Origin of the sequence: Acidaminobacter sp. JC074, assembly GCF_022496765.1 — a bacterium.
GTDB lineage: Bacteria > Bacillota > Clostridia > Peptostreptococcales > Acidaminobacteraceae > JABXKX01.
The window spans coordinates 175,009-198,492 of sequence record NZ_VANV01000013.1 but is presented as its reverse complement, the minus strand read 5'-3'; the positions used below and the strand labels follow the sequence as shown (position 1 = coordinate 198,492).

Sequence of the window (23,484 nt, the reverse complement as noted above, 5' to 3'; positions counted from 1 at the left end):
AAGAAGTAAGACTCATATAAGAAACTGCTTTAGCAGTTGCATGTGAGCGTAAGCGGTTGGCGGACTATTCAGAGAGCCTTAAGGCTCTAGCGTGTCCCATGCCCTTATAGGGCTGAGCAAACTACCCGCTGAGCGGGTAGTTTTGATTGTTTATGTGCTATTATAATTTTAGAGGTGAACATGTTTGATATACAAGCCCAATTAAAGAAATTAACAATACAACCCGGTGTCTATTTAATGAAAGACCAGTTTGGTAATGTCATCTATATAGGTAAGGCTAAGAATCTAAGAAATAGGGTAAGGTCTTATTTTAGAAAAAATGCCAATCATGATAAAAAGACAACAGAATTGGTTTCAAAAATCGTTGAATTTGAATATATCATTACCGACAGTGAAGTAGAGGCCTTGATACTTGAAGCCAGTATGATTCGAAAGTATCAGCCACAGTACAATATCTTACTGCGTGATGATAAACAATATCCTTATATTAAGATAACCATAAATGAGCCTTATCCAAGGGTTATGAAAGTTTTTAAAGTTAGAAAAGACAATGCCAGGTATTATGGTCCTTATGTTTCTGGCGACTATATGGGGCGGATTTTAGAACTTATTAGAGAATACTATCCTTTAAGAACGTGTGGGAAAGTTCCTGGTGCAGGAAGAGACAGACCTTGTTTAAATTATGACATCAAGAAGTGTCTTGCGCCATGTTTTAAACCTGTTGATCAAGAAATGTACAGAGGCATGATAGATGAAATCATTGATATCTTAGAAGGCAAGGTTTCAACGACCATTGCCATGTTAAAGGAAAAAATGATGGATCATGCTGACAAGTTGGAATTTGAAAAGGCGGCTAAGGCACGTAATACCATCATTGCATTGGAAAAACTTGAAAAATCACAAAAACTCTATACTTTAGATGAGTCTAATAGAGACATCATTGCCTTTTCAAGAGCAGAAGATAGGGTATGCTTTATGGTATTCTTTGTACGTCAAGGCAAACTTTTAGGCCGTGAACAATATGTTTTAGATGATCTAGAGGGTGTAAAAGATGAAAGTGTTATGACAGAGTTTTTAGAGCGTTTTTACACCAATGCCATGATTATTCCTAAAGAGATTCTCATTTCAACTGAAGTTGAAGATCAAGAATTAATGGAGCAATGGTTAAGGCAGAAAATGGGCAAGAAGGTCAGCTTGGTTATTCCAAAAATAGGTGAAAAAGCTAAGTTAATTAAACTTGTTGAAAAGAATGCTGAGGAATACATCGCTAAGTTTAGTGAAAAAATTGAAGCAGAGAGAGAAAAAATTAAGAATCTTAAATGGTATTTCAAAGAGTTATTTGAAATCGATATGAATAAGTTTAGGGTCGAGGCCTACGATATATCCAACATCTTCGGTACTTTTTCAGTTGGATCTATGGTTGTGTTTGAAGGTGGTAAGAAGAAAAAATCTGATTACAGAAAGTTCAACATTAAGACCATAGAAGGAGCTAATGACTACGGTTCCATGCAAGAAGTCCTTTATAGAAGATTTAAGAGGGGGCTTGAGGAAAGAGAAAAGTCTAAGTCCTTGGACAATAAATTTGATATATTCCCTGATGCTCTTCTTATAGATGGCGGCTTACAGCATGCATCTGTTGTTGAAGATGTAATGGAGGCTTTTGGTTTAGATATACCCGTACTAGGTATGGTTAAGGATCATAAACATAAGACCAAGGCACTTGTTTACAAAGGAATAGAATACAACATCAAGCAATATCCGGATCTTTATAAGTTTATATACGCCATCCAAGAAGAAGTCCATCGATTCGCCATAGAACACCATAAGACACTTAGATTGAAAGCCATGACAAAATCTGTATTGGATGCTATACCAGGTGTAGGAAAAACAAGAAGAGAAGCCTTGTTGACACATTTTATGTCTATCGATAAAATAAAGAAGGCAACAGTAGAAGAATTAGAGCAAGTAGATGGAATAAATACAAAGGTCGCTCAAGATATCTTTGATTATTTCTCAAATCTTAAGGAGAAAACCAATGATTAAGAAAAAAACGGTTCATATAGATGAGTTCATCAATTTTATGAATCTTAGAGTTATCACAAAATCTAATACAATCAAGAATATAGATTCTTATGAAACGCATAAGGTAGGCATGGAAATGGGGGGCTATTTCGAATACTTCCCCGAAGAAAGAGTACAGTTTATAGGTATGACAGAGTTTTCTTTCTTTAGACTCTGTACCAGAGAAGAAAGAAAAGAACGTGCTGATCGTATTATGAAGGCGCCGATACCATGTTTGATTGTTTGTAGAGGTAATGAAGTGCCTGAAGAGTTTCTGATGGCTGCCAAAAAATATGACAGGACCATTCTTTGGACACAAGAAAACACATCTATTGTTCTGCATAAAGCCATTGAGTACTTAAACAGACGTCTTGCCAAAACCATTGTGAAACATGGTGTACTGGTAGATATTAATGGTGTGGGTACCTTGATCATGGGTAAAAGTGGTATTGGTAAATCCGAAACCGCTTTGGAGCTGATCAAACGTGGTCATAGACTTGTTGGTGATGATGCTATTGAAATCACTAAAATCAGTGAAACATCTTTAATAGGTCAGGCACCTGAACTCATTAAGAACTTTCTTGAAATTCGAGGCATAGGCATCATTAATATTGCAAAATTGTTTGGTATGGTTGCCATTAAAGATACCATGGAGATAGACTTGATTGTGAATTTTGAACAGTGGGATCCGCAGGCAATTTATGACCGATTAGGACTTGAGCAAAAATACGAAAGTATTTTAGAAGTTGATGTACCTGTCTTAAGAGTACCGGTAAAACCTGGTAGAAACTTAGCCATATTATTGGAAACCGCAGCTGTGGATATTAGACAAAAAAAGGCTGGTTATTACGCAGCATTGGAACTAGATGAAAAAACAAGGGCTTATACAGCCAGCAAAAATGATGAATAAAGCTTTATTATATAAAAAATCTGATAAGAAAGATTCTTGTCAGATTTTTTTCTTGTAAGCTAGTGGTTGGAACTGTTCCATAAGATTTGATGTTCATCGAACTTATCTATAGACTTATGAAACAGTTCCATTTGTTAAGGAAATATAAAATAATCAGTTGACATGACAGAGATTGTTTGATAAATTAGATATAGGCTTGGAATCGATTCCAAGCAAAAAGGATGTGACTTATGAAAACGATTACCTTAAAAGACGTTGCTAAAAAAGCTGGGGTGGGCGTTGGAACTGCTTCAAGAGTCTTGAATAATCAAGCTCATGTAAGCGAAGATAAAAGACAACGTGTATTAGATGCTATTGAAGCACTTAATTACAAACCAGACGCTATTGCAAGAAGTCTTAAATCAAAGAAGACTAGAAACATCGGTGTTATCTTAAACGATATTACCAATCCATTTTACTCTAAAGTATTCAGAGGATTAGAAACAGAAGCAAAAGCTTCAGATTATTCTATTGTTTTTGTTGATTTGTTTTTACAAGATGAGGATGCTATAGGAGAAATTCTCAGTTTTTATCGAAGTAAAGTTGACGGTATTATTTTTATTGGATCTACAGTTACATCTGAAATTTTAGATCATTGTCAGAAATTCGATATGCCTTTTGTTTATGCTTCTGCATCGATTGATGCATCTGTAACATCTCAAAATATGATTTACAGTGTAGATATCGATAACGAGAAAGCTGCATATGATGCTACAAATGCACTTATTGGATTGGGTCATAAGGATATTGCCTTAATACTTGGGCCGATTGAAGATAAGAATTCTACATATTCGAGAAAAATAGGCTTTGAAAAGGCTATGACAGAACATGGTATTACAATCGAAGAGGATTGGATCTGCTATGGTGATTTCTCTTACGACAGCGGTTATTCTGTTATGAAAGAAATTTTAAAAGGTGATAAAATACCAACTATGGTATTTGCAATCAGTGATTTGATGGCCATCGGTGCTACTAAAGCAATTTTGGAATCGGGATTAAATGTTCCAAAAAATGTTTCAGTGATGGGTTTTGATGGTATAAAGAATGGTGAATACAACTATCCGGAGATTTCCACTGTTGTTCAACCTAGATATGAGATGGGCAGAATGGCATGTGAAAAAATCATCAGTCTGATTGAGAAAAAAGAAATTAAAGAACCAGTGACAATATTGGAGCACACGCTTGCATTACGCGCTTCTGTAAAAAAGCTTTAGTTTTTTTTACGCAATTTTGGAAACGGTTCCAAACAAGTTTTTAACTTAGGTATCTAAGTTGATATAGGATAATACATAATTCTAGGAGGGGAAATATGAAAAAGTTTTTATCATTATTAATGATCGCAGCACTTCTTATGACGTCATTCGTGGCATGTAGTGGTGGCGACAGTGGCTCAGATGAAGCTCAAGAGGTAGTTATTTACCAAAACAAAGTTGAGATTCATGATCAATTATCTGCTTTCGCAGCACTTTACACAGAAGAAACTGGTGTTAAGGTAACTATCAAAACTTCTGGTGGTGATTCACCTTATGCTGAGAACTTAAAAGCTGAGTTCCAATCAGACCGTCAACCAGATATCTTCGTTATTGAAGGTATGGGTGGTTACAACACTTGGAAAGAAAAATTACAACCGTTTGGTCAAGAAGAATGGTTAGACTTAACATCTCTTGAGTTTGTTGTTGAAGACAAGGTATACGGTTTCCCAGTAGCAGTAGAAGCTTGGGGTATGATTTACAACGTTGCTATGTTAGAAAAAGCGGGTATTGATCCAGCTACATTAACTTCTCAAGAAGCTTACAGAGCAGCATTTGAAAAAATTGATTCAATGAAAGATGAGTTAGGCATCGATTCTGTAGTTGCTATGGCAGCTGGTCCAGATATGAGATGGGTTACTGGTCTTCATAACTTCAATGGTTACTTATCTGCTGGTTTAGAGTATGGTGACACAAGTGTATTAGACAAGCTTAATGCTGGTGAAGCTGATATGGCGAGATTAACAGAGTACGCTGACTGGGTAGAATTATTATTTGAGTATGCAGATAAAGCTGTATTATTAACTGGTAACTACAATGATCAATTAGCTCAATTTGGTACAGAGAAAGCTGCTTTCTTACACCAAGGTAACTGGACTGATCCATCATTTGCTGGTATGGGTATCTCATTTGATATGAAATTTGCGCCACACGCATCTGTAGCTGGTGATCACAATGCAATCTTTATTGGCGCTCCATCTTACTATGTACTTAACAATGAAAGTAAGAACTTAGACGCTGCTAAAGCATTCATTAACTTTATTGCAACATCAGAAGCTGGTCATAACTACATGGTTAATGAAGTGAACATGGTTCCTGCATTTACAAATGTAACATTAACACCAAGTGCGCCACTTTCTGCAAACGTATCTGAGTGGTTAGGCGTTGAGAACGGTGCTTACACATGGTTACAAAATGATATGCCTGATGGTTTCGGTATGGGTACAATCGCTCCTATCTATGAATCATTCGCAAAAGGTGATATCGACAAAGCTGAATTCATCAAGCAAATTCAAGCTAAAATTGAAGAACTTAAGTAATAATTATGGGGGGAGCAATCCCCCTATTTAAAAGAAAGGGCATACTATGAGACAAAAAAATAATAATCGCTTTTGGTTCTGGGTGTTTCTAGCACCAGCGTTGTTCTCATTTGTACTGGTAGTCATCATTCCATTCTTTATGGGTATTTACTACTCGTTAACAGATTGGACAGCTGTTGCTGGTATCAAACCAAACTGGGTAGGTTTTGAAAACTATAAGACGATGTTTTCAGATATGGCATTTAGATATTCTTTCATTAGAACATTCTTATTCACGTTCTTAAGCGTTTTATCAATAAACTTTATGGCACTCTTATTTGCATTTTTAGTTACAAGAGAAATCAAAGGAAAGAACTTCTTTAGAGCTGGATTCTTTATTCCTAACCTGATTGGTGGTCTTGTTCTAGGTTATATCTGGCAGTTTATTTTCAAGAGTGTTGTTCCTCAAGTTGGGGTCGCATTAGGTATTCCAGCGCTTGAAGAATTATTACTATTAGCAGATCCAACTTTGGCATTATTCGGTTTAATTATTGCCTTCACATGGCAATATGCAGGTTATATTATGATGATTTATGTAGCAGCACTTTTAAATGTTCCACAGGAGCTTTTAGAAGCTGCGGAAATAGATGGTGCGAATTTCTGGCAGAAATTTAGATCTATCACTTTCCCAATGATTGCACAAGCATTTACAATCACATCATTCTTAACTCTAGTAAATTCATTTAAGCAATACGATATTATCATAGCATTGACAAAAGGTGGACCATCAGCAACTTATAACAATGAGATTGTTAACTCAACTGAGATGTTGGCTGTGCATATTTATAATGTTGCCTTTAAATACAATGATATGGCTCAAGGTCAGGCAAGAGCGATTATATTCTTCTTGATTTTATCGGTAATATCTGTAGGACAAGTATACTTTAGCAAAAAGAGAGAGGTGGAAATGTAATGACTACAAGAAAAAAATATGTAACAGTGGCTTTGACATTATTAACACTTGTATTGTTTATTGCAACCATGTTTCCATTTTTCATTGTTGTTATAAACTCTGCTAAATCATCTTTTGAAATTGTTACTGATCCAATTTCTTTACCGCAGAATTGGTCACAGATGTTTAAAAATATGTCTGATATTTGGAACAGTCCAAGTGTTAGATATTCATCAAGTGTTGTTTCATCAGTTATTATTACAACATTATCATTAGCAGCAATATCTATTTTTTCTGCTATGGCAGCATGGGTGCTTGTTAGAACGAAGTCAAAATTATCAACTTTTTTATTCTTGTTCTTCTTAAGTGGTTTGATCATACCATTCCAAGTGGTTATGTTCCCACTGGTATCTTTGTTTAGAAATATCAACGAGATATTTGATATAAAAATGTTAAGAACATATCATGGTATGATTTTGGCATATATAGGTTTTGGTGCACCGCTGGCAGTATTTATGTTCCATGGCTTTATCAAGTCTATTCCAAAGGAACTAGAAGAGGCTGCTACAATAGATGGTTGTTCTAAACCACAGATTTTCTTTAAGATTATTATGCCAATCTTAAAGCCGATATTTGTGACGATTGTTATCCTAAATGCTATCTGGATTTGGAATGACTTCTTATTACCTCAGTTAATTTTAGGTGTAGGTAATGATATTCAAACCATACCATTAGCCATTGCAAACTTTGCGGGTTCATTCGTAAAGAAATGGGATTTAATCATGACAGCAGTATTAATGGCAGCAATACCAATCATTATAGGATTCCTATTGTTGCAAAAGCATATCATTAAAGGTATGGTAGCAGGTTCAATTAAGTAGAGAGCTCCTAGAGCTCTCTTTCAAATAGTAATAAAAATGCTTTAGATGGAGAGGTAAAAATGAAACACTTAGTGAATAAAGAATTATTGGTAGAGGAGAGTCTTTATGCAACTGCCAATGGTTATATTGGTGTTAGAGGAACATTTGAAGAAGGGTATCCTAGTGGATACGAGACATATAGAGGTACATATCTAAACGGCTTTTTTGACACACATGATATTCGTTACAGTGAAAATGCTTACGGTTTTCCTAGTATAGGAGAAACAATTGTCAATGTTATGGATGGTCAATCTATATTCATTGAAGTAGAGGATGAAGTTTTTAGTTTTGAGAATGGTCAAGTTCTAAATATGACAAGACAACTTGATTTAGATTTAGGCATAAATGTAAGAAACGTTCATTGGAGATCAACCAAGGGGCATGAGTTTAATTTTACATTTAAGAGAATGGCCTCTCATATTACAGAAGAATTATTCTTAATTCTTATAGAAATAGAATCACTAAACTATGATGGTGAGATACGAATCAGATCTCTGATTAAATCAGCTGACAAAGTAGCATCTGATGCAGATGATCCGAGAGTAGCAACAGAACATATATTACCTATGTCTGTGGTAGATCTTTCAAACGAGAATGGCATAATGTCTATTAGGTCAAAAACAAGACATTCAGGCCAAAGTGTACAGGTCGCATGTCGTCATAATTTAGAGGGTTCAATTGAAATAAAAGATGAAAAGCTTGTCTATGAAACAAGTTTAAAGGTCACTCAGAAAGAAAAAAGTGTCTTTGCCAAGTATATGATTTACACAGATAGTCATAAACACAGCGATCCAGTTCGCAAGGGCTTTGAATTATTAGGAGATGTTTATAAAAAAGGTCTTCCAGTGCTTTTTAATGAGCAAGCTGATTTTATGAGAAAATTCTGGGACAGATGTTTAATCGAAATTGAGGGTCAGGAAGATTTAACCTATGCCATTAAATATCATCAGTATCAATTACTGACGGCAGCTGGTAAGGATGGTGTCAGTCAGGTAGCGGCAAAAGGATTAACTGGCGCCGGATATGAAGGTCATTATTTCTGGGATACAGAAATCTATGTCATTCCATTTTTTACACTGACACAACCTGAAATTGCAAAAAATATACTTAAGTATAGACATAATATACTGACTAAGGCCAAAGAAAGAAGCCTTGAACTGGGCCATAAAAGAGGGGCAAAAATGCCTTGGCGTACCATTTCGGGTAGAGAGTGCTCATCTTATTTTCCTGCTGGTACTGCCCAGTACCATATCAATGCTGATGTGGCATATGGTTTAATACAGTACTATTTGATTACAAAAGATGACCATATGATGCGTGAATTCGGTTATGAGACTTTGGTTGAGACCGCCAAACTATGGCTTGAAGTAGGTCATTTCAAAGAAGGTGTTTTCTGCATTGATGATGTAACGGGCCCTGATGAATATACGGCCATCGTAAACAACAATTACTATACAAATGCCATGGCTAAATATCATCTGGAGTGGACAGCCAAACTATATGACAAGTTTAACAAGGACTATATGGATAAGTCTGATAGAGATGAGATGAAAAAAGCTTCAGAGTCCATGAAACTGCCATTTGATCAAGATAGGGGCATTCATAAACAGGATGACACTTTCTTAGACAAGGCTGTATGGGATTTTGAAAATACACCAAAAGACAAGTATCCACTGCTTTTAAACTTCCATCCACTGACAATTTATAGACATCAAGTCTTAAAACAAGCGGATACAGTTTTAGCACACTTTTTACTGGATGATACCAGTGATGACATTATTAAAAACTCATATGAGTACTATGAAAATATTACAACACATGATTCAAGCTTGTCGCCATGTGTCTATGGCATGATGGCTTCAAGAATCAATCAACCTGAACGTGCATATGATTTCTTTATGAAGACCGTTTATTTAGATTTAAAAAACCTACATGGCAATACCAAAGATGGGCTTCATATAGCCAATGCAGGTGGTACCTTCATGGCTATAGCATATGGCTTTGGTGGTTTAAGAATCAAGCCAGAAGGGGTAAGCTTAAGACCAACAAAACCACATGACTGGACATCTTATGCTTTTAGATTTATGGTTGAGGATACTTTGGTTAAGGTTAAGGTGTCTGACCGCTTATGCATTCAAACAACAGGGCCTGTCACATTGACGATAGATGGACAGACTTATGAAATAGAAGGACTTTTGGAGGTAGACTATCATGGAAAACATTAAAGCACTGATCTTTGATATGGATGGTGTTATTACAGAAACATCTGAAATGCACTATGAGGCGTGGAAAAAGACAGCTGATAAATTAGAGATTCCCTTTGATAAGCACTTTAACGAACAATTAAAGGGCATATCTAGACGTGCTTCACTGATGAAAATATTAGAGCGTGGTAATAAATCCTGTTCTGAAGATGAAATACAAGACTTGATGCATGATAAGAATGAGTTTTATGTTTCTTTAATTGAAGGCTATACTCAAAATGATTTAAATCCTGGCATATATGAATTAATGGAAACACTTAAGGAGAATGGCATAAAAATTGCAGTTGCATCTGCTTCTAAATCAGCACCTATGCTTGTTGAGAAAATGAATATCATGCAATTTGTTGACTGTATTGTAGACCCTGCAAGTGTACCAGGAAAACCAGCACCAGACATTTTTTTGAAGGCAGCTGAAATCTTAGGTTTAGATCCGTCTTTATGCATCGGTGTAGAAGATGCAGAAGCTGGTGTTGAAGCCATTAAAAGTGCTGATATGTTTGCGATCGGTATTGGTGACAGTGAGATTCTTAAAAAGGCTGATATTGTCTTTGAAAAAACATCTCTTTTAACTTATCAGGCAGTTATGAAAATCATAAAGTAATACTATTAGAGTAGATAGAATGAATCCTTTTAAGGATTCTGTATCATCCTATATTGCGTGGGTAAAAGGCTGTACTTGGTGTAGCCTTTTACTTTTGACTGTAAAGATTTTTCTTGTTATAGTGAAGGTATCAAAGCAAATCAAATAAGAAATTAAGGTGGGATGTAATCCGACAGCTTAGTGTTATGTCAATCGAATAACTTGAGCAGCTTGGAAAGGAAAGGTGTGATTAACTGGATACAAGGCTTCGACTGTTAGCAAGCAGTTTATTTTTGATGTCTTAATCGGTTAATCGTCTTTTTTCTAGTTGCTGCCTAGTGCAGCTCGTTTAGGCTGTTTTTTTGTTGATTTGCTTTGATGGAGAGGAATTATTATGAAAAGAAAAGAAATGATAGAACTTTTAAAACAAGTAAAACCGTATGACAAAGGCACACATACCATGTGGACCGATCCTTATATAGGTAAACACTTATTATCAGCTCATTTAGATCAGTCAAATGATGCTGCATCTAGAAATAAGAAGAGTATCATAAAAACCATTGGTTGGATGGAAAGTATGATGAAAAAATCATCCAGCATTTTAGATTTAGGATGTGGACCAGGTCTTTATACAAGTGAGTTTTCTAAAAGAGGCTACCAAGTTACGGGTGTAGATTTTTCTAGAAACTCTATTAATTATGCCAATAAGGATGCCATCGATAAGGGCTTGAGGATTGACTACAAATGCATGAATTATCTGGAACTGAACTATGACAATCAGTTCGATATGATCATGATGATTTATTGCGATTTTGGTGTGCTATCAAATGAGGACAGACAAGGTCTTATAGACAATATCATTAAGGCTTTAAAACCTGGGGGTATTTTTATCTTTGATGCCTTAAATGAAGCAGCCATTAGGAAGATGAGGTTTGAAAAGTCCTGGGATGTATCTGAAGGTGGTTTCTGGCAACCTGGCCCTTATACATCTTTAAGTGAAAGGATTCATTTTGAAGAGATAAGAGCTATTTTGGACCAACATGTCATTATCGAGGCCAACAATAATTTTAAGTTGTACAGGTTTTGGAACCACTATTTTTCTTTGGAAGATGTAAAAGCCATGTTTAATAAATATACTGAGAATATCACCCAGCACGACAATATTATAGAGGATGATGTTACCTTCTATGTGATAAAGAAATAAACAAACACACACTTCGATTTGAAGTGTGTGTCTTTTTTTCCATCATACCATGACGGTTAGTTAAAGAGTATACCACTCTTATACATTCTCATTGCTCAATCTAAATGTCCTTCTCTGGTAGGGACTTTGTTTTCTTCTAAAAAGTCTTTCTGACTGTTTATTGAAGTATCGTTATATAAGGAGCTTTCATAATTGAAGCGGCTTTTAATACCTAGAAGTTTGGTTAAATCTCTAACTTTCATGTTCTCCTCCTTTTATGTATACTGTTTTAGTGTATAATAATCATATAACATAATTTAATAATAATCAACCCATGTTCGGATTTGAACTTGTTTTGATTTAGAAAATTTTGGGTATCTATTTATTAGGTATACTGGAAATACTCTTTACTAAACCGTTTATGATTGGGGGAGGAGTATGAATATGAAGACTGAGAGTTTTAAAAAGTGGATCTTAATTGTCACTGGTCTCTTAACTGGAGGCGTAGGACTCATTTCAGTGTTACCGGCATTATTTTTAGACAAACTTTTTAATTTAGCCTATCTACAAGACTATGACATCATTATTAGACATTGGAGCGCTAGTATCTTACTGGCAGGTATTTTCCTAATTATCTCTGCCTATAAAGTGACATGGAGACTACCTATTGTACTTTATTCTATCCTAGAAAAGTTGTACCTTGTAGGCATCTGCCTTTTTTCTTTAAGATATCCTTATGGCAGGTCCTTTGCGGTTGTTATTCCTTTGGATATGTTTATGATCATATTACTTGTCTATGTACTTGTGGCAGAATTAAAAAAGAGGTAGTTATGAAACCTAATGTGTATTGGCTGATTGCTAATACTTTTTTTGCATAAATAAGACTGGTAGAAGCGGTCGAGATTAAATAATCTTAATAAGTTTTTACTTAGGTATCTTCAGAATAGGAGTTGGGCACTTTATTTCTCGAAAATAATCACGATTAGGTAAAAAGATGCTTTTGGCTGAGAGTGAGCATTTTCAATATATATGGTATAATATTAGATGTAAGTATACATGATTAGTGAGGTTTTATGAGTACAAGATTAAAGAAACTGTTTATATCCGTATTAATTATAACAATTTCATCACAAATTTACATTGATGTACTGGTAGGGGATTTCCGTGTCACAGGCGCTATGGTAGCCTTTGGTATCATCATGTACTTCCATAGAGAATTACATCCCTTATTATTAGGTCTGATTGTTTCCATGTCAACTTACTTACTTCGTGTTTCATCTTTTATGTTGTTAAGAGGTTTTCAAACAGACATCTTAGATGGTTTTGCACCTGAAATTATATTCTATTTAATGTACAGTGGTGTTTTTTGGTACCTATCTAAAAAGAATACTGTAAAGAGTATTCCTAAATATTTCTTAATTCTTATGTTTTCGGACCTGGCTGCTAATGTGACTGAGATCATCATGCATTATGTTCTCTTTGACAATACCATGACGCCACATGTCTTGATAATCTTGCCGATTGTGGCCATTACGCGTGGAGTTTTGGCATGTTTGACTATTAGAGGATTCCAATATTATCAGATGCTTGCTTTGGTTGAAGAACATGAAGATAGATACAACAAGCTTGTTTGGCTGAGCATGAACTTAAAATCAGAAGTTTATTGGATGGCTAAAAACATGGATAAAATTGAAGAAACCATGGCCCATGCTTATGGTTTGTTTGAAAACATCAATAACAACCATAAACCAGAAACCTGGGCAAATCACTCCGTTGAACTGGCCAGTCATGTTCATGAGATAAAAAAAGACTATGAGCTTATTATGCGTGGTGTTACAGAGATTACAGAGTTTAGATTTCAAGACAAGGGCATGTGGTTTTCTAATGTCATTACCTTGATTAAAAATAAGATGATTGCAGAAGTGGCTCAAAAGGGCTATAGGATTGATATTGAAGTTGCACTTGGACAGGACTTTTATACAGGTAAGCATTATCAGTTGATGTCCATTTTTAGAAACCTCTTTATGAATGCCATAGAAGCCATTGGTGATAAAGAAGGAGAGAATTATATAAGATTTGTTCATAATGAAGTTGATGATAGTCATGTATTCAAGATATCGGATTCTGGTTCTGGCATCAGTCAAGAAGATATCAATGAGATATTTACACCTGGATTTTCTACTAAGATTAATTACGAAACAGGTGCTATAAATAGAGGCTTAGGTTTAAGCTTCGTAAAAGATATGATAGAAAAAACTTTAAGGGGTACAATCGAAGTGACATCCGATCAAGATAGGGGTAGTGAATTTACAATAGTTATTCCAAAAGAAGAGCTGGAGGTATAAGTTGAGGTATTTCATTGTAGAAGATGATAAGAGTATTGTTAATATACTAAGCAGAATAATAACTGAAAGAAATCTGGGAGAAGTAGTTGGTTTTGCATTAGATGGTGCTAAGGCAGTTGACGAGATACCACTGGCTAATCCAGACGTACTTTTAGTTGATTTGTTTATACCAGGCAAAAGTGGTATTCAGATTGTTAATGAATTAAGTAAAGTCCATAGTGAGATTTCATATGTAATGATATCTTCTGTTTCAAGTAAAGATATGATTGCCAAAGCTTATGAGAGTGGTATAGAATTTTATATTCAAAAGCCCATCAATGCCATCGAAGTGGAAAGTGTCTTAAAAAGAGTCAATGATCATAGAAAAAAAACTGAAAAGTTAGAAATGATCAAAAATATGTTCAATGCCCAAGTGGTTGATGTTAAGAAAAATGAGTTGTCAGGTTATGAGAAGGTCATCAAGTTTGTGCTTCACAAAATAGGTGTCTTAGGTGAAGTGGGGACTCAAGACATCTTAAATGTGGTTTCATTTCTAGTAACATCAAATGCTGATTTATCAAAGTTTACCATTAAAGAGATTTGTCAAAAGTACGATGCCAATCCTAAATCGGTGGAACAAAGAATCAGAAGAACAGCCATGACAGGTATGGTAAATCTGGCGCACTTAGGACTTGAGGATTATTTGAATGAAGTATTTACTGAATACTCAAGTGGTTTGTATAATTTTTCTGAAGTTAAACGAGAGATGGATTACATCCGAGGAAAGTCAAATGTTCATGGAAAAGTTAACATAAGAAAGTTCATAGATGGACTTGTTTTTTACTGCGAAAACGACTATCATATCAAGATGTAAAAAGAATATTCTGATAAATTTCCCGACAAATCGAAACCTTTTGAAACTTTTCGAAACTCAAAAGCTATACTAAATGTGAAAATAGTGTCAATCAGTTATTTACTGGTTTTAAACCACTATTAGGTCATCGCATTTATATTTAAAAAGGGGGATTTACAATTGGATATGCTAAATAACATAGTAGGTCAGATCAATAGTTTTGCTTGGGGCGGCTTCATGATCTTCTGCTTGGTAGGTACTGGTTTATTTCTTACAATTGGTTTACGTGCAGTTCAATTTAGAAAATTAGGTTATGCATTTAAACTTTTATTTTCTAAGGACCATGTAGGTGAAGGAGATATCACACCATTTCAAGCATTAATGACTTCATTGGCAGCAACAATTGGTACAGGTAATATCGCAGGTGTAGCTGGGGCGATTGCATTAGGTGGACCGGGTGCGGTTTTCTGGATGTGGGTAACAGCAGCATTTGGTGGTGCGACAAAATATGCAGAGGCACTTCTTGCTATTAAATATCGTATCACAAACGAAGACGGACAAAAGTCTGGTGGTCCAATGTACTACATAAAATTAGGTATGGCTGAAAGATTTGGTGGAAACTGGTCTTGGTTAGGTTGGGCTTTCGCATTCTTCGGTACATTCGCAGCATTCGGTATTGGTAACATGGTACAAGTTAACTCTATCGCTGATTCATTAAGCACATCTGTTGGCGTTCCTACATGGATCACAGGTGTTGTAGTTGCTGTAGCAACAGCGGCTGTAATTTTAGGTGGTATCCAATCAATCGGTAAAGTTACTGAAAAGATCGTTCCATTTATGGCTATCGTATATGTATTAGGCGCAATGATTATTTTATTCAAGAACGCATCAATGATTCCTGCTGCTTTCGGTATGATTTTCGATAACGCTTTCTCTGCAACAGCAGTTGGTGGTGGTTTATTCGGTACAGTAATCAGATATGGTGTTGCTCGTGGTGTATTCTCAAACGAAGCAGGTTTAGGTTCTGCTCCAATCGCACATGCGGCTTCAACTAATAATGATCCAGTACGTCAAGGTATCATCGGTTCATTAGGTTCTTTCTTAGATACATTAGTTGTTTGTTCAATGACAGCTTTAGTAATTTTAATTTCAGGTCTTGTTAACATTGATGCTACTACAGGCGTTATGACTATTACAGATAACTTATCAGGTGCAGCCTTAACGACTACTGCTTTTGAAAACGCTTTCCCAGGTGTTGGTGGTTTCTTAGTATCGTTTGGTCTAATCTTCTTTGCATTCTCAACAATTTTAGGATGGTACTACTACGGTTCTAAGTGTCTTGAGTACATTGCAGGTGTAAGAGTTAAGAAAATCTTTAATGTTGTATTTATCGGCTTAATCGTTGTAGGTGCTGTATACAAATCTTCATTTGTATGGAACTTATCAGATACATTCAATGGTTTAATGGCTATTCCAAACTTAATAGCCTTAATGGCTCTGAGTCCATTGGTATTTAAGATGACTAAGGATTATGAGAAGAATGATTTAGAAAACAGAAAAGTTTCTTAATCTTAATTCTAAAATAGATATTTAAATAATGAGATTAGAAAGAGTTGTGATATATGCTTTGCATTGTCATGGCTCTTTTTTTATTGATTGTACGGTTTTAACAGTTTAAGCGTAGAAGTTGTAAAGATGGGAATAATATTAATACGTTATTTACTTTTTGGAGGTTGAAATGTTTAAACTGTATTTAGATTGGCTTATGGATAATTGGCAAAAGGCAGCTATACTTGTTCTTATATATGTCATTTCATCTATCGTTCCCTTGTATTCAAAAATCGAGATGATGGATTTTCTGTTACTACTGGCATTTCCACTTTACTTGATACATGAAATCGAGGAGTATATTCTTCCTGGAGGTTTCACAGAGTTTTTTAATGAAAATTTACTGAAGGTTAAAAGCGATCAGCCGATTATACCAATTGATCGAGAAGTGGTGTTTTGGATTAACTTAATCTATATATGGTTGATCATCCCTTTATTTGTAGGATTCGGTTTGCATAATATAAAGTACGCAGCATGGCTACCATATTTCTTCTTTTTTCAGGCTATAGCTCATCTTGCTATGGGGATCAAAGGTGGCATGTTGATTAATCCAGGCATTAGATCCTCGTTTTTACTTCATATGCCTTATGCTGTTTTCATGATTAAATTGTTAAGAGATCAAGGTGTCATCGACAGTCCTTATTTCAACATTTATGCGGTAATAGGTCTTCTGTTTAATCTCCTGTTACCAATCTTTGCAAAGTTTGTCATTCTACCTAGATATCATAAACGTTTAGATAAAGAAAAAAGTTCGTCTGAGTAAGAAAAAATGATTCAATGGCTAGTAAAGTTATTCATAACACTGTATGATAACATCACTGACAAGATAACAGACTGATACATTAAGGAGAACATATATGCAAAACTATAAGATGACAATCGCATACGATGGTAGGAAATATAAAGGCTTCAAGAAGTCTAAAGGTAACATAGAAAAAAGTGTACAAGGAAAAATAGAGTTGATTTTAGGCAAACTCTATGAAAGAGATATTGAAGTTGTTGCAGCAGTTAATACTGGCGCCGGCGTACATGCAAAAGGACAAGTTGTATCATTTACAGTACCCAATAAAGATTTAACGACTAAAGAACTTCGAGATTATCTAGAAAAATATTTAACCGATGATATAATTGTTGTTTCTTTAGAGGCTGCGGAAGAGAGATTTCATAGTAAGTACCAAATGAAGAGTGCAACTTATCAGTATAGACTTTGGAAAAAAGATGCACCTTATCGTCCTTTATTTGAAAGACAATTTGTAAACTTAATGGTTCAACTGTTAAACGTTGACCGAATGAAAAAGGCTTCTCAAGATCTTCTTGGCCAACATGATTTTATTGGCTTTACGACTAATAAGAAGACCAGAAATTCCATTAAGGAGATTTACGACATCTCCATAGAAGAAACACCTTTTGAGATTATCATTACAATGACAGCCAATGGCTTTTTATTAAACATGGAAAGAAAAATAGTCGGTAGTTTGATTCAAATTGGTCTAGGACAAATACCACCTTCAAGTATTCAAAATGCATTTGACTTAAAAGAAGCAGATGCAATTGGACATCTGTCTGCACCAAGTGGCTTATGTTTAAAAAGTATTCAGTATTAAGTTTTAAATTTTGCTCATGGAAGGAAGGATTATGCATAGACTGATATTAATTGAGGGGATACCCGGTTCAGGAAAAACAACCATATCAAGGCGTCTAGCAGATGAACTGAGTAATGATGGCTATAAGGTCTTACATGTTAATGAAGGCGGATCGCATCCCGCGGATTTGTCATGGCAGTCTATATTAACAGAAAAGGAGTTTAAGGCTTTAGTCGAAAAATATCCAAGTTATAAAGAAGTACTAAACAAACATACCTTGATAGAAGATGAACTGGCCATCACAGCATATACATGTCTTGGTTTAGATAAGACATCAGACTTGTACAAGTATTTGGAAAAACGAGAAATCTACAGCATTGATGCGGATATAGAAACCTTTAAGAGGGCCCACATCAATCGGTGGAAGAAATTTGTTAAAGAAGCTGATAAAGACGCGGTTTATGTCTTTGAATGTGTACTACTGCAAAACCATATCACTCAGCTTATATTGGAGTATGAAGCTGATAAAAGACTTATCAGAAACTATATGAATGATTTTGTAGCAGTTATTAAAGATATGTCTCCAATAATCCACTATTTAGCACCTGCATCCGTAGAAAATGCCATCAGACATGTTGCAGAAGAGAGAAGGCCTAAATATCAAGACAGGCAAGATATCTGGATTGATAGAGTCCTTGATTATGTAAGGAATACGCCGTATGGTAAAAGGCATAATCTTAAGTCGATAGAAGGCTTTATTGGATTCACAAGTCACAGACAAGCTATAGAACTTGAACTATTGAAAGCTTTAGATATTCATGTAAATATCATAGAACATGAGAATAGAAATTGGGACCAAGTATTTTCTAGAATACTTGAATGGCCAAAATGAAAATGACCTGGTTTTAAATCGGGTCATTACTTTCTTTAATAAGTCTATGTATCAAGTATGGTACAAACTTTCTTAAACTGACTTCAAATCTATCTGCGCTCTTAATACAGCCTTTATAGAGTTCTTCATTCACCTTAAGAGTAATGCTTCGAAGATCTTGATCAAAGTCTTCTGGAAAATACTCATCTAAATCTGTGTCGATGGCACTGTATTTGGCAACGAGGACATTAAGCTTTCTTTTAATTGGAATATCCTCTTCTTTACATATATCCTGAAATGCTTTGTAATCTCTACTGTTAATTTTAAACTTTAAAACTCTCATTATTCCTTCTTTCTTAATCATACTATAGGACTAGTTTACCACATTCAATAAGAAATCTCTATTCAAAAGGCTTTCTAATGCAGTATTAGGAATTATTATATGATTCGCTATATGCAAAGCTTAGACGATTCTTAGTATTATTTTAGGGTATCATAAAATAGGGGGGAGAGTAATATGCAGATTAAAATCAATGGTCAAGAGTTAGATATAAAGGAGAACAAAACAATACTTGAAGTCTGTCAGGATATGGGCATTTATATACCGACTTTGTGTTATGACAAAAGACTTAAGGCCCATGGCGCTTGTAGGATGTGTGTGGTTGAAGTTGAAAAGGCTAGATCTTTGGTTGCAGCTTGCTCAACACCCATCTCTGAGGGCATGGTCATACAAACCCATTCGGACCGAGTAGAAAAAGCTAGAAAAGACATTTTAAAATTGACCTGGTCTACCCATAGAAATGATTGTTTGACATGTGCTCAAAATGGAGATTGTAGATTACAGGACTTATGTTATCTGTATGATATAGAGGCCGACGGTGGCTATAAGAAAAGGTTGTCTCATCATTTAGATGAGTCTAATCCTTTCTATACAATAGATAGAGACAAATGCATCTTATGTGGCAAGTGCGTAAGAGTATGTTCTGAACTCCAGGTAACTGGTGCAATTGGATACAGTGAAAGGGGTTATCATACCCATATCACCCATCCATTTGAGATGGGGATGACCCATTCAAATTGCGTCTCTTGCGGTAACTGCATCAGTGTTTGTCCGACGGGTGCCATAAGTGAAAAGAAAAAAGTAAAGTCTAGACCTTGGGAAGAAAAACTGGTTCAAACCACCTGTGGTTATTGCGGTGTTGGTTGTCAGATAAACTTACATGTAAAAGACAATCAAGTTGTAGGTGTTTCACCAGCGGATAAGGGCGTTAACAATGGTCTTTTGTGTGTAAAAGGTAAGTTCGCATATCATTTTATCAGTCATCCTGACCGTTTAAAAACACCTATGATTAGAAAAGAAGGACAGCTGGTATCTGCGTCATGGGACGAGGCTTTGTCTTTAATTGTATCAAAAATAGAAGAAATAAAAGCTTTACATGGTCCTGATGCAATTGGTGGCTTTACATCTGCTAGATGCACAACTGAAGACAATTATGTCATGCAGAAGTTTTTTAGAGCTTTAATTAAAACCAACTCAGTTGATCACTGTGCTAGGCTCTGACATTCCTCTACAGTTGCAGGTCTTGCAGCTAGTTTTGGTTCTGGTGCTATGACAAATAGTATAGAAGAAGTCATGGAGAATGACCTTATCTTTGTTATGGGTTCCAACACAACTGAAAATCACCCAGTGATTGGTACTTACATGAAACGTGCAGTAAAAAATGGTGCTAAACTTATCCTTGCAGATCCTAGAAGGATAGAACTCGCTGAGTTTTCTGATGTTTATCTGCCAATTAAACCAGGCACCAATGTAGCTTTGTTAAATGGCATGATGCATCATATCCTGGTGAATGATTTATACGATCACGCCTTCATAGAAGAAAACACAGAAGGCTTTTCTGAAGTAAAGGCCATCCTTGAGTCTTTTACAGTCGCTGATGCAGCTCGGATATGTGAAGTGGATGAAAAGCTGATTATAAAGGCAGCAGAACTTTATGCAGGTGGTCCAAAATCTGCCATCTACTATGCCATGGGTATTACTCAGCACAGTTCAGGTACTGATCATGTTAAGGCGGTTGCCAACCTTGCGATGATGTGTGGCTTTGTTGGCAAATACGGTACAGGTGTCAACCCTTTAAGAGGTCAAAACAATGTTCAAGGTGCCTGTGATATGGGTGGTTTACCCAATGTCTATCCTGGGTATCAAAAGGTTACAGACCAAGTGTCTAGATCTAAGTTTGAAAAGGCTTGGGGGACAGAACTCTCTTCAAGTTTAGGCTTAACCATTCCTAAAATGATGGAAAAAGCAGGTGATGGTAGTTTAAAGATGCTTTATGTTATGGGTGAAAACCCAATGGTTTCTGATCCTGATTTGAATCATATAGAAGAGGCGCTGGACAATTTAGACTTTTTAGTGGTTCAGGATATTTTTCTAAATGAAACAGCCTTAAAAGCGGATGTGGTTTTGCCAGCTGCGTGTTTTGCAGAAAAAGAGGGTACCTTTACCAATACAGAAAGACGTATACAGCGTGTACATAAGGCCGTTGAGCCTCCTGGACAGGCTTTGGAAGATTGGCTTATTTTTCATAAACTGATGAAGATGATGGGCTATGATAACAAGTTTAGTAGACCAAGTGAGATTATGGATGAAATTGCTTCACTTACACCTCAGTATGCAGGTATCTCTTATGAACGTTTAAGAGAAAAATCTTTGCAGTGGCCTTGTAGTTCTTATGACCATGACGGGACAGTCTTTTTACATGAAGGTAAGTTTGCAAAGGGCATAGGTACTTTCCATGGTGTTTCTCATATTGGTCCAAATGAAACCACTGATGATGAGTATCCACTCATCTTAACAACCGGTAGGGTTTTGTATCACTACCATACTCGGACCATGACAGGAAAGTCTGAGGGAATCAACCAAACAGTCGGGTCAGCCTATATGGAAATAGCAGCTGAAACGGCAGAACAACTGGGCATTATAAATGGTGAATTGGTAAGTGTGTCTTCAAGAAGAGGACGTATCCATTTGCGTGCAGTCATCAGTGAAAAGGTTTCAGGCAATGTGGTATTTATTCCATTTCATTTTGCTGAAGCCGCCGCCAATCGTTTAACCCACAATGCCTTAGATAAAATAACAGATATTCCGGAATATAAAGTGTGTGCCATAAAGGTGGAAAAACTATGAGTACAGCAGCAATATTAGCAGGCGGTCAAAGCAAGAGAATGGGATTTGACAAGCAGGTTTTGATGATTGGACAAGAGGCCATCATTGAACATCAAATTGCCATACTTGAAAAACACTTCGACCAGATCATGATCATATCCAACAACCACTTGTCAGATCGTTTTTTATCTCATGAAAAAGTGGTGGTCTATGAAGATATCTTAAAGGGCTACGGTCCTTTAGGTGGGATTCATAGTGCCTTAAAACATGCTTATGATCCTTATGTCTTTATTGTGGCTTGTGATATGCCGGAAATAGATGAAGACTATCTATTATATATGGAAAGTCAGCTGGAAGGCTATGAAGCTTCTGTAACTTGCTATGGTGATTGGATTGAACCTTTTCATGCCTTTTACCATAAGGCCTTAACCCTATCCATAGAAAAATATCTTTTAAAGGGATATCGAAACATTTCTTCTTTGCTCAGACAACATCAGGTAAACTACATAGCAGAGTCTGTTGCAAGAGACTATTCACCCGATTGGTCTTTATTTGATAATATAAATACCAAAGAAGATTTGATGTCAAAGCTTAATAGCAGAAATGCTTAAACATATACTGGTAAAAAGGCCCTTGTAGAGGGGGCTTTGGTTCATAGTCTGTTAAAAAAATATTAATTTTATTTGTAATAAGAGCATTCTTTATCGAAGGCTCTTTTTCTATTTGAGAAATATTTTTCGAATTTTCAAAAAACTATCTAAGCTAGATAACTACACACGTTGAAATTCCTTAGTAAAATAGTGTGAATTAAATTTCTCAAATTCACTTCAAAGCCTTGGTAAATCTTGCGCGAATTATGTCGAAAGTTACAAAAAAAAAATGATGAATATTGTATACATAACTGGTAAAGGTATGTTATAATTCACTTGTCTGTATAAGCTGTGACACCTGTAGTGATTGATATCAAAGGCTTTAAGCCATTTAATTGATATTTATTCTCATTAAGTGAAGTGTCATTTTTATTCTAGACAATTGTTAAAAGTATCACAATGTAAACAAAAAAATTTATATAAGTCTAAAAGTTATTTTTAAGGAGGTCACTTATGGCAAAACAAGTCATGACGCAAGAAGAGCAATTCGCAAAACTTCATGAAGCGATCGCTACTTATAAGGATAACAAAGGTGCATTAATGCCTATCCTTCATGAAGCGCAACACATCTTTGGTGCAGTGCCACTAGATGTACAGAAGGTAATTTCTAAAGAATTATCTATCCCACTAGCTGAGATTTACGGTGTGGTTACTTTCTACTCTCAATTTACATTAGAGCCTAACGGCGAGTTTGTAATTGGTGTATGTATGGGTACTGCATGTTACGTAAAGAATGCACAGCCAATCTTAGACAGAATCTCTAGAGAATTAGATTTACCTGTAAAAGCAACTTCAGCTGATGGTAAATTTACATTAATCGATACTAGATGTATTGGTGCATGTGGTCTTGCTCCAGTAATCACAGTAAACGAAGATGTTTATGGTAGATTAACTGAACAAGATATTCCAGACATTTTAGCGAAGTACAAGTAAGATAAAAAAAATAGTATTTGTTTATTACGATTATAGGAG

The 23,484-nt window shown here is 35.7% G+C and carries 21 protein-coding genes; 19 read left to right on the top strand and 2 right to left on the bottom strand.

Annotated features, from left to right (window positions below; genetic code table 11):
- The first annotated feature begins 180 nt into the window (after positions 1-180).
- The 9 genes from uvrC (at position 181) to EZV73_RS15955 (ending at position 11,478) form a co-directional block, all read left to right on the top strand.
- Complete coding sequence (uvrC, locus tag EZV73_RS15995) at positions 181-2,043, top strand: excinuclease ABC subunit UvrC (RefSeq protein ID WP_240841408.1); 1,863 nt, start codon at positions 181-183, stop codon at positions 2,041-2,043.
- On the top strand, positions 2,036-2,971 hold the full coding sequence (hprK, locus tag EZV73_RS15990) for an HPr(Ser) kinase/phosphatase (RefSeq protein WP_240841407.1): 936 nt from the start codon (positions 2,036-2,038) through the stop codon (positions 2,969-2,971). The genes uvrC and hprK overlap by 8 nt, the downstream gene beginning before the upstream one ends.
- A 230-nt stretch (positions 2,972-3,201) precedes the next feature.
- Positions 3,202-4,224, top strand: coding sequence for a LacI family DNA-binding transcriptional regulator (locus EZV73_RS15985; RefSeq protein WP_240841406.1), 1,023 nt, complete (start codon positions 3,202-3,204; stop codon positions 4,222-4,224).
- A gap of 95 nt (positions 4,225-4,319) precedes the next feature.
- Positions 4,320-5,579 (top strand): ABC transporter substrate-binding protein, encoded by a 1,260-nt coding sequence (locus EZV73_RS15980; RefSeq protein ID WP_240841405.1) that lies wholly within the window; start codon positions 4,320-4,322, stop codon positions 5,577-5,579.
- Between the two features lie 46 nt (positions 5,580-5,625).
- On the top strand, positions 5,626-6,531 hold the full coding sequence (locus EZV73_RS15975) for a carbohydrate ABC transporter permease (protein ID WP_240841404.1): 906 nt from the start codon (positions 5,626-5,628) through the stop codon (positions 6,529-6,531).
- Positions 6,531-7,391 (top strand): carbohydrate ABC transporter permease, encoded by an 861-nt coding sequence (locus EZV73_RS15970; protein WP_240841403.1) that lies wholly within the window; start codon positions 6,531-6,533, stop codon positions 7,389-7,391. Before EZV73_RS15975 ends, EZV73_RS15970 begins: the two co-directional genes overlap by 1 nt.
- Positions 7,392-7,450: 59 nt before the next feature.
- Entirely contained in the window at positions 7,451-9,655 is a 2,205-nt protein-coding gene (locus EZV73_RS15965; RefSeq protein ID WP_240841402.1) for a glycoside hydrolase family 65 protein, read from the top strand.
- Positions 9,642-10,295 carry a beta-phosphoglucomutase gene (pgmB, locus tag EZV73_RS15960; RefSeq protein ID WP_240841401.1) on the top strand — a complete coding sequence of 218 codons (654 nt, stop codon included), beginning with the start codon at positions 9,642-9,644 and terminating at the stop codon, positions 10,293-10,295. Before EZV73_RS15965 ends, pgmB begins: the two co-directional genes overlap by 14 nt.
- A gap of 373 nt (positions 10,296-10,668) precedes the next feature.
- Positions 10,669-11,478 (top strand): class I SAM-dependent methyltransferase, encoded by an 810-nt coding sequence (locus tag EZV73_RS15955; RefSeq protein WP_240841400.1) that lies wholly within the window; start codon positions 10,669-10,671, stop codon positions 11,476-11,478.
- 95 nt (positions 11,479-11,573) lie between these two features.
- Here EZV73_RS15955 and EZV73_RS15950 read toward each other — a convergent pair whose 3' ends face one another.
- Positions 11,574-11,720, bottom strand: a complete 147-nt coding sequence (locus EZV73_RS15950) for a hypothetical protein (RefSeq protein WP_240841399.1) — start codon at positions 11,718-11,720, stop codon at positions 11,574-11,576.
- A gap of 181 nt (positions 11,721-11,901) precedes the next feature.
- On the opposite strand from EZV73_RS15950, the gene EZV73_RS15945 reads away from it, so the two are divergent.
- The 7 genes from EZV73_RS15945 (at position 11,902) to EZV73_RS15915 (ending at position 18,717) form a co-directional block, all read left to right on the top strand.
- Positions 11,902-12,285 carry a hypothetical protein gene (locus tag EZV73_RS15945; protein WP_240841398.1) on the top strand — a complete coding sequence of 128 codons (384 nt, stop codon included), beginning with the start codon at positions 11,902-11,904 and terminating at the stop codon, positions 12,283-12,285.
- Between the two features lie 245 nt (positions 12,286-12,530).
- Positions 12,531-13,802: a sensor histidine kinase gene (locus EZV73_RS15940; protein ID WP_240841397.1), complete on the top strand. Its 1,272-nt coding sequence runs from the start codon at positions 12,531-12,533 to the stop codon at positions 13,800-13,802.
- A gap of 1 nt (position 13,803) precedes the next feature.
- Entirely contained in the window at positions 13,804-14,655 is an 852-nt protein-coding gene (locus EZV73_RS15935; RefSeq protein WP_240841396.1) for a response regulator, read from the top strand.
- A 165-nt stretch (positions 14,656-14,820) separates the two neighbouring features.
- Positions 14,821-16,203 (top strand): sodium:alanine symporter family protein, encoded by a 1,383-nt coding sequence (locus tag EZV73_RS15930; RefSeq protein ID WP_240841395.1) that lies wholly within the window; start codon positions 14,821-14,823, stop codon positions 16,201-16,203.
- Between the two features lie 169 nt (positions 16,204-16,372).
- Positions 16,373-17,005 (top strand): HXXEE domain-containing protein, encoded by a 633-nt coding sequence (locus tag EZV73_RS15925; protein ID WP_240841394.1) that lies wholly within the window; start codon positions 16,373-16,375, stop codon positions 17,003-17,005.
- A 94-nt stretch (positions 17,006-17,099) separates the two neighbouring features.
- Complete coding sequence (truA, locus tag EZV73_RS15920) at positions 17,100-17,846, top strand: tRNA pseudouridine(38-40) synthase TruA (protein WP_240841393.1); 747 nt, start codon at positions 17,100-17,102, stop codon at positions 17,844-17,846.
- A gap of 31 nt (positions 17,847-17,877) precedes the next feature.
- Positions 17,878-18,717 carry a hypothetical protein gene (locus EZV73_RS15915; protein WP_240841392.1) on the top strand — a complete coding sequence of 280 codons (840 nt, stop codon included), beginning with the start codon at positions 17,878-17,880 and terminating at the stop codon, positions 18,715-18,717.
- Positions 18,718-18,730: 13 nt separating this feature from the next.
- Here EZV73_RS15915 and EZV73_RS15910 read toward each other — a convergent pair whose 3' ends face one another.
- Positions 18,731-19,039 (bottom strand): hypothetical protein, encoded by a 309-nt coding sequence (locus EZV73_RS15910; RefSeq protein WP_240841391.1) that lies wholly within the window; start codon positions 19,037-19,039, stop codon positions 18,731-18,733.
- A gap of 174 nt (positions 19,040-19,213) precedes the next feature.
- Here EZV73_RS15910 and fdhF point away from each other — a divergent pair, with 174 nt between their 5' ends.
- The 3 genes from fdhF to EZV73_RS15895 all read left to right on the top strand — a co-directional run bounded on the left by fdhF (position 19,214) and on the right by EZV73_RS15895 (position 23,445).
- On the top strand, positions 19,214-21,883 hold the full coding sequence (gene fdhF, locus EZV73_RS15905) for a formate dehydrogenase subunit alpha (protein ID WP_240841410.1): 2,670 nt from the start codon (positions 19,214-19,216) through the stop codon (positions 21,881-21,883).
- Positions 21,880-22,473 carry a molybdenum cofactor guanylyltransferase gene (locus EZV73_RS15900; protein WP_240841390.1) on the top strand — a complete coding sequence of 198 codons (594 nt, stop codon included), beginning with the start codon at positions 21,880-21,882 and terminating at the stop codon, positions 22,471-22,473. The genes fdhF and EZV73_RS15900 overlap by 4 nt, the downstream gene beginning before the upstream one ends.
- Before the next feature lie 492 nt (positions 22,474-22,965).
- Positions 22,966-23,445 (top strand): NAD(P)H-dependent oxidoreductase subunit E, encoded by a 480-nt coding sequence (locus EZV73_RS15895; RefSeq protein ID WP_240841389.1) that lies wholly within the window; start codon positions 22,966-22,968, stop codon positions 23,443-23,445.
- Positions 23,446-23,484 lie beyond the last annotated feature (39 nt).

Excerpts from the sequence above, each read along its gene's own strand:
- uvrC (WP_240841408.1), top strand. The coding sequence starts at position 181 with ATGTTTGATATACAAGCCCAATTAAAGAAATTAACAATACAACCCGGT.
- hprK (WP_240841407.1), top strand. The coding sequence starts at position 2,036 with ATGATTAAGAAAAAAACGGTTCATATAGATGAGTTCATCAATTTTATG.
- EZV73_RS15985 (WP_240841406.1), top strand. The coding sequence starts at position 3,202 with ATGAAAACGATTACCTTAAAAGACGTTGCTAAAAAAGCTGGGGTGGGC.
- EZV73_RS15980 (WP_240841405.1), top strand. The coding sequence starts at position 4,320 with ATGAAAAAGTTTTTATCATTATTAATGATCGCAGCACTTCTTATGACG.
- EZV73_RS15975 (WP_240841404.1), top strand. The coding sequence starts at position 5,626 with ATGAGACAAAAAAATAATAATCGCTTTTGGTTCTGGGTGTTTCTAGCA.
- EZV73_RS15970 (WP_240841403.1), top strand. The coding sequence starts at position 6,531 with ATGACTACAAGAAAAAAATATGTAACAGTGGCTTTGACATTATTAACA.
- EZV73_RS15965 (WP_240841402.1), top strand. The coding sequence starts at position 7,451 with ATGAAACACTTAGTGAATAAAGAATTATTGGTAGAGGAGAGTCTTTAT.
- pgmB (WP_240841401.1), top strand. The coding sequence starts at position 9,642 with ATGGAAAACATTAAAGCACTGATCTTTGATATGGATGGTGTTATTACA.
- EZV73_RS15955 (WP_240841400.1), top strand. The coding sequence starts at position 10,669 with ATGAAAAGAAAAGAAATGATAGAACTTTTAAAACAAGTAAAACCGTAT.
- EZV73_RS15950 (WP_240841399.1), bottom strand. The coding sequence starts at position 11,720 with ATGAAAGTTAGAGATTTAACCAAACTTCTAGGTATTAAAAGCCGCTTC.
- EZV73_RS15945 (WP_240841398.1), top strand. The coding sequence starts at position 11,902 with ATGAAGACTGAGAGTTTTAAAAAGTGGATCTTAATTGTCACTGGTCTC.
- EZV73_RS15940 (WP_240841397.1), top strand. The coding sequence starts at position 12,531 with ATGAGTACAAGATTAAAGAAACTGTTTATATCCGTATTAATTATAACA.
- EZV73_RS15930 (WP_240841395.1), top strand. The coding sequence starts at position 14,821 with ATGCTAAATAACATAGTAGGTCAGATCAATAGTTTTGCTTGGGGCGGC.
- EZV73_RS15925 (WP_240841394.1), top strand. The coding sequence starts at position 16,373 with ATGTTTAAACTGTATTTAGATTGGCTTATGGATAATTGGCAAAAGGCA.
- truA (WP_240841393.1), top strand. The coding sequence starts at position 17,100 with ATGCAAAACTATAAGATGACAATCGCATACGATGGTAGGAAATATAAA.
- EZV73_RS15915 (WP_240841392.1), top strand. The coding sequence starts at position 17,878 with ATGCATAGACTGATATTAATTGAGGGGATACCCGGTTCAGGAAAAACA.
- EZV73_RS15910 (WP_240841391.1), bottom strand. The coding sequence starts at position 19,039 with ATGAGAGTTTTAAAGTTTAAAATTAACAGTAGAGATTACAAAGCATTT.
- EZV73_RS15900 (WP_240841390.1), top strand. The coding sequence starts at position 21,880 with ATGAGTACAGCAGCAATATTAGCAGGCGGTCAAAGCAAGAGAATGGGA.
- EZV73_RS15895 (WP_240841389.1), top strand. The coding sequence starts at position 22,966 with ATGGCAAAACAAGTCATGACGCAAGAAGAGCAATTCGCAAAACTTCAT.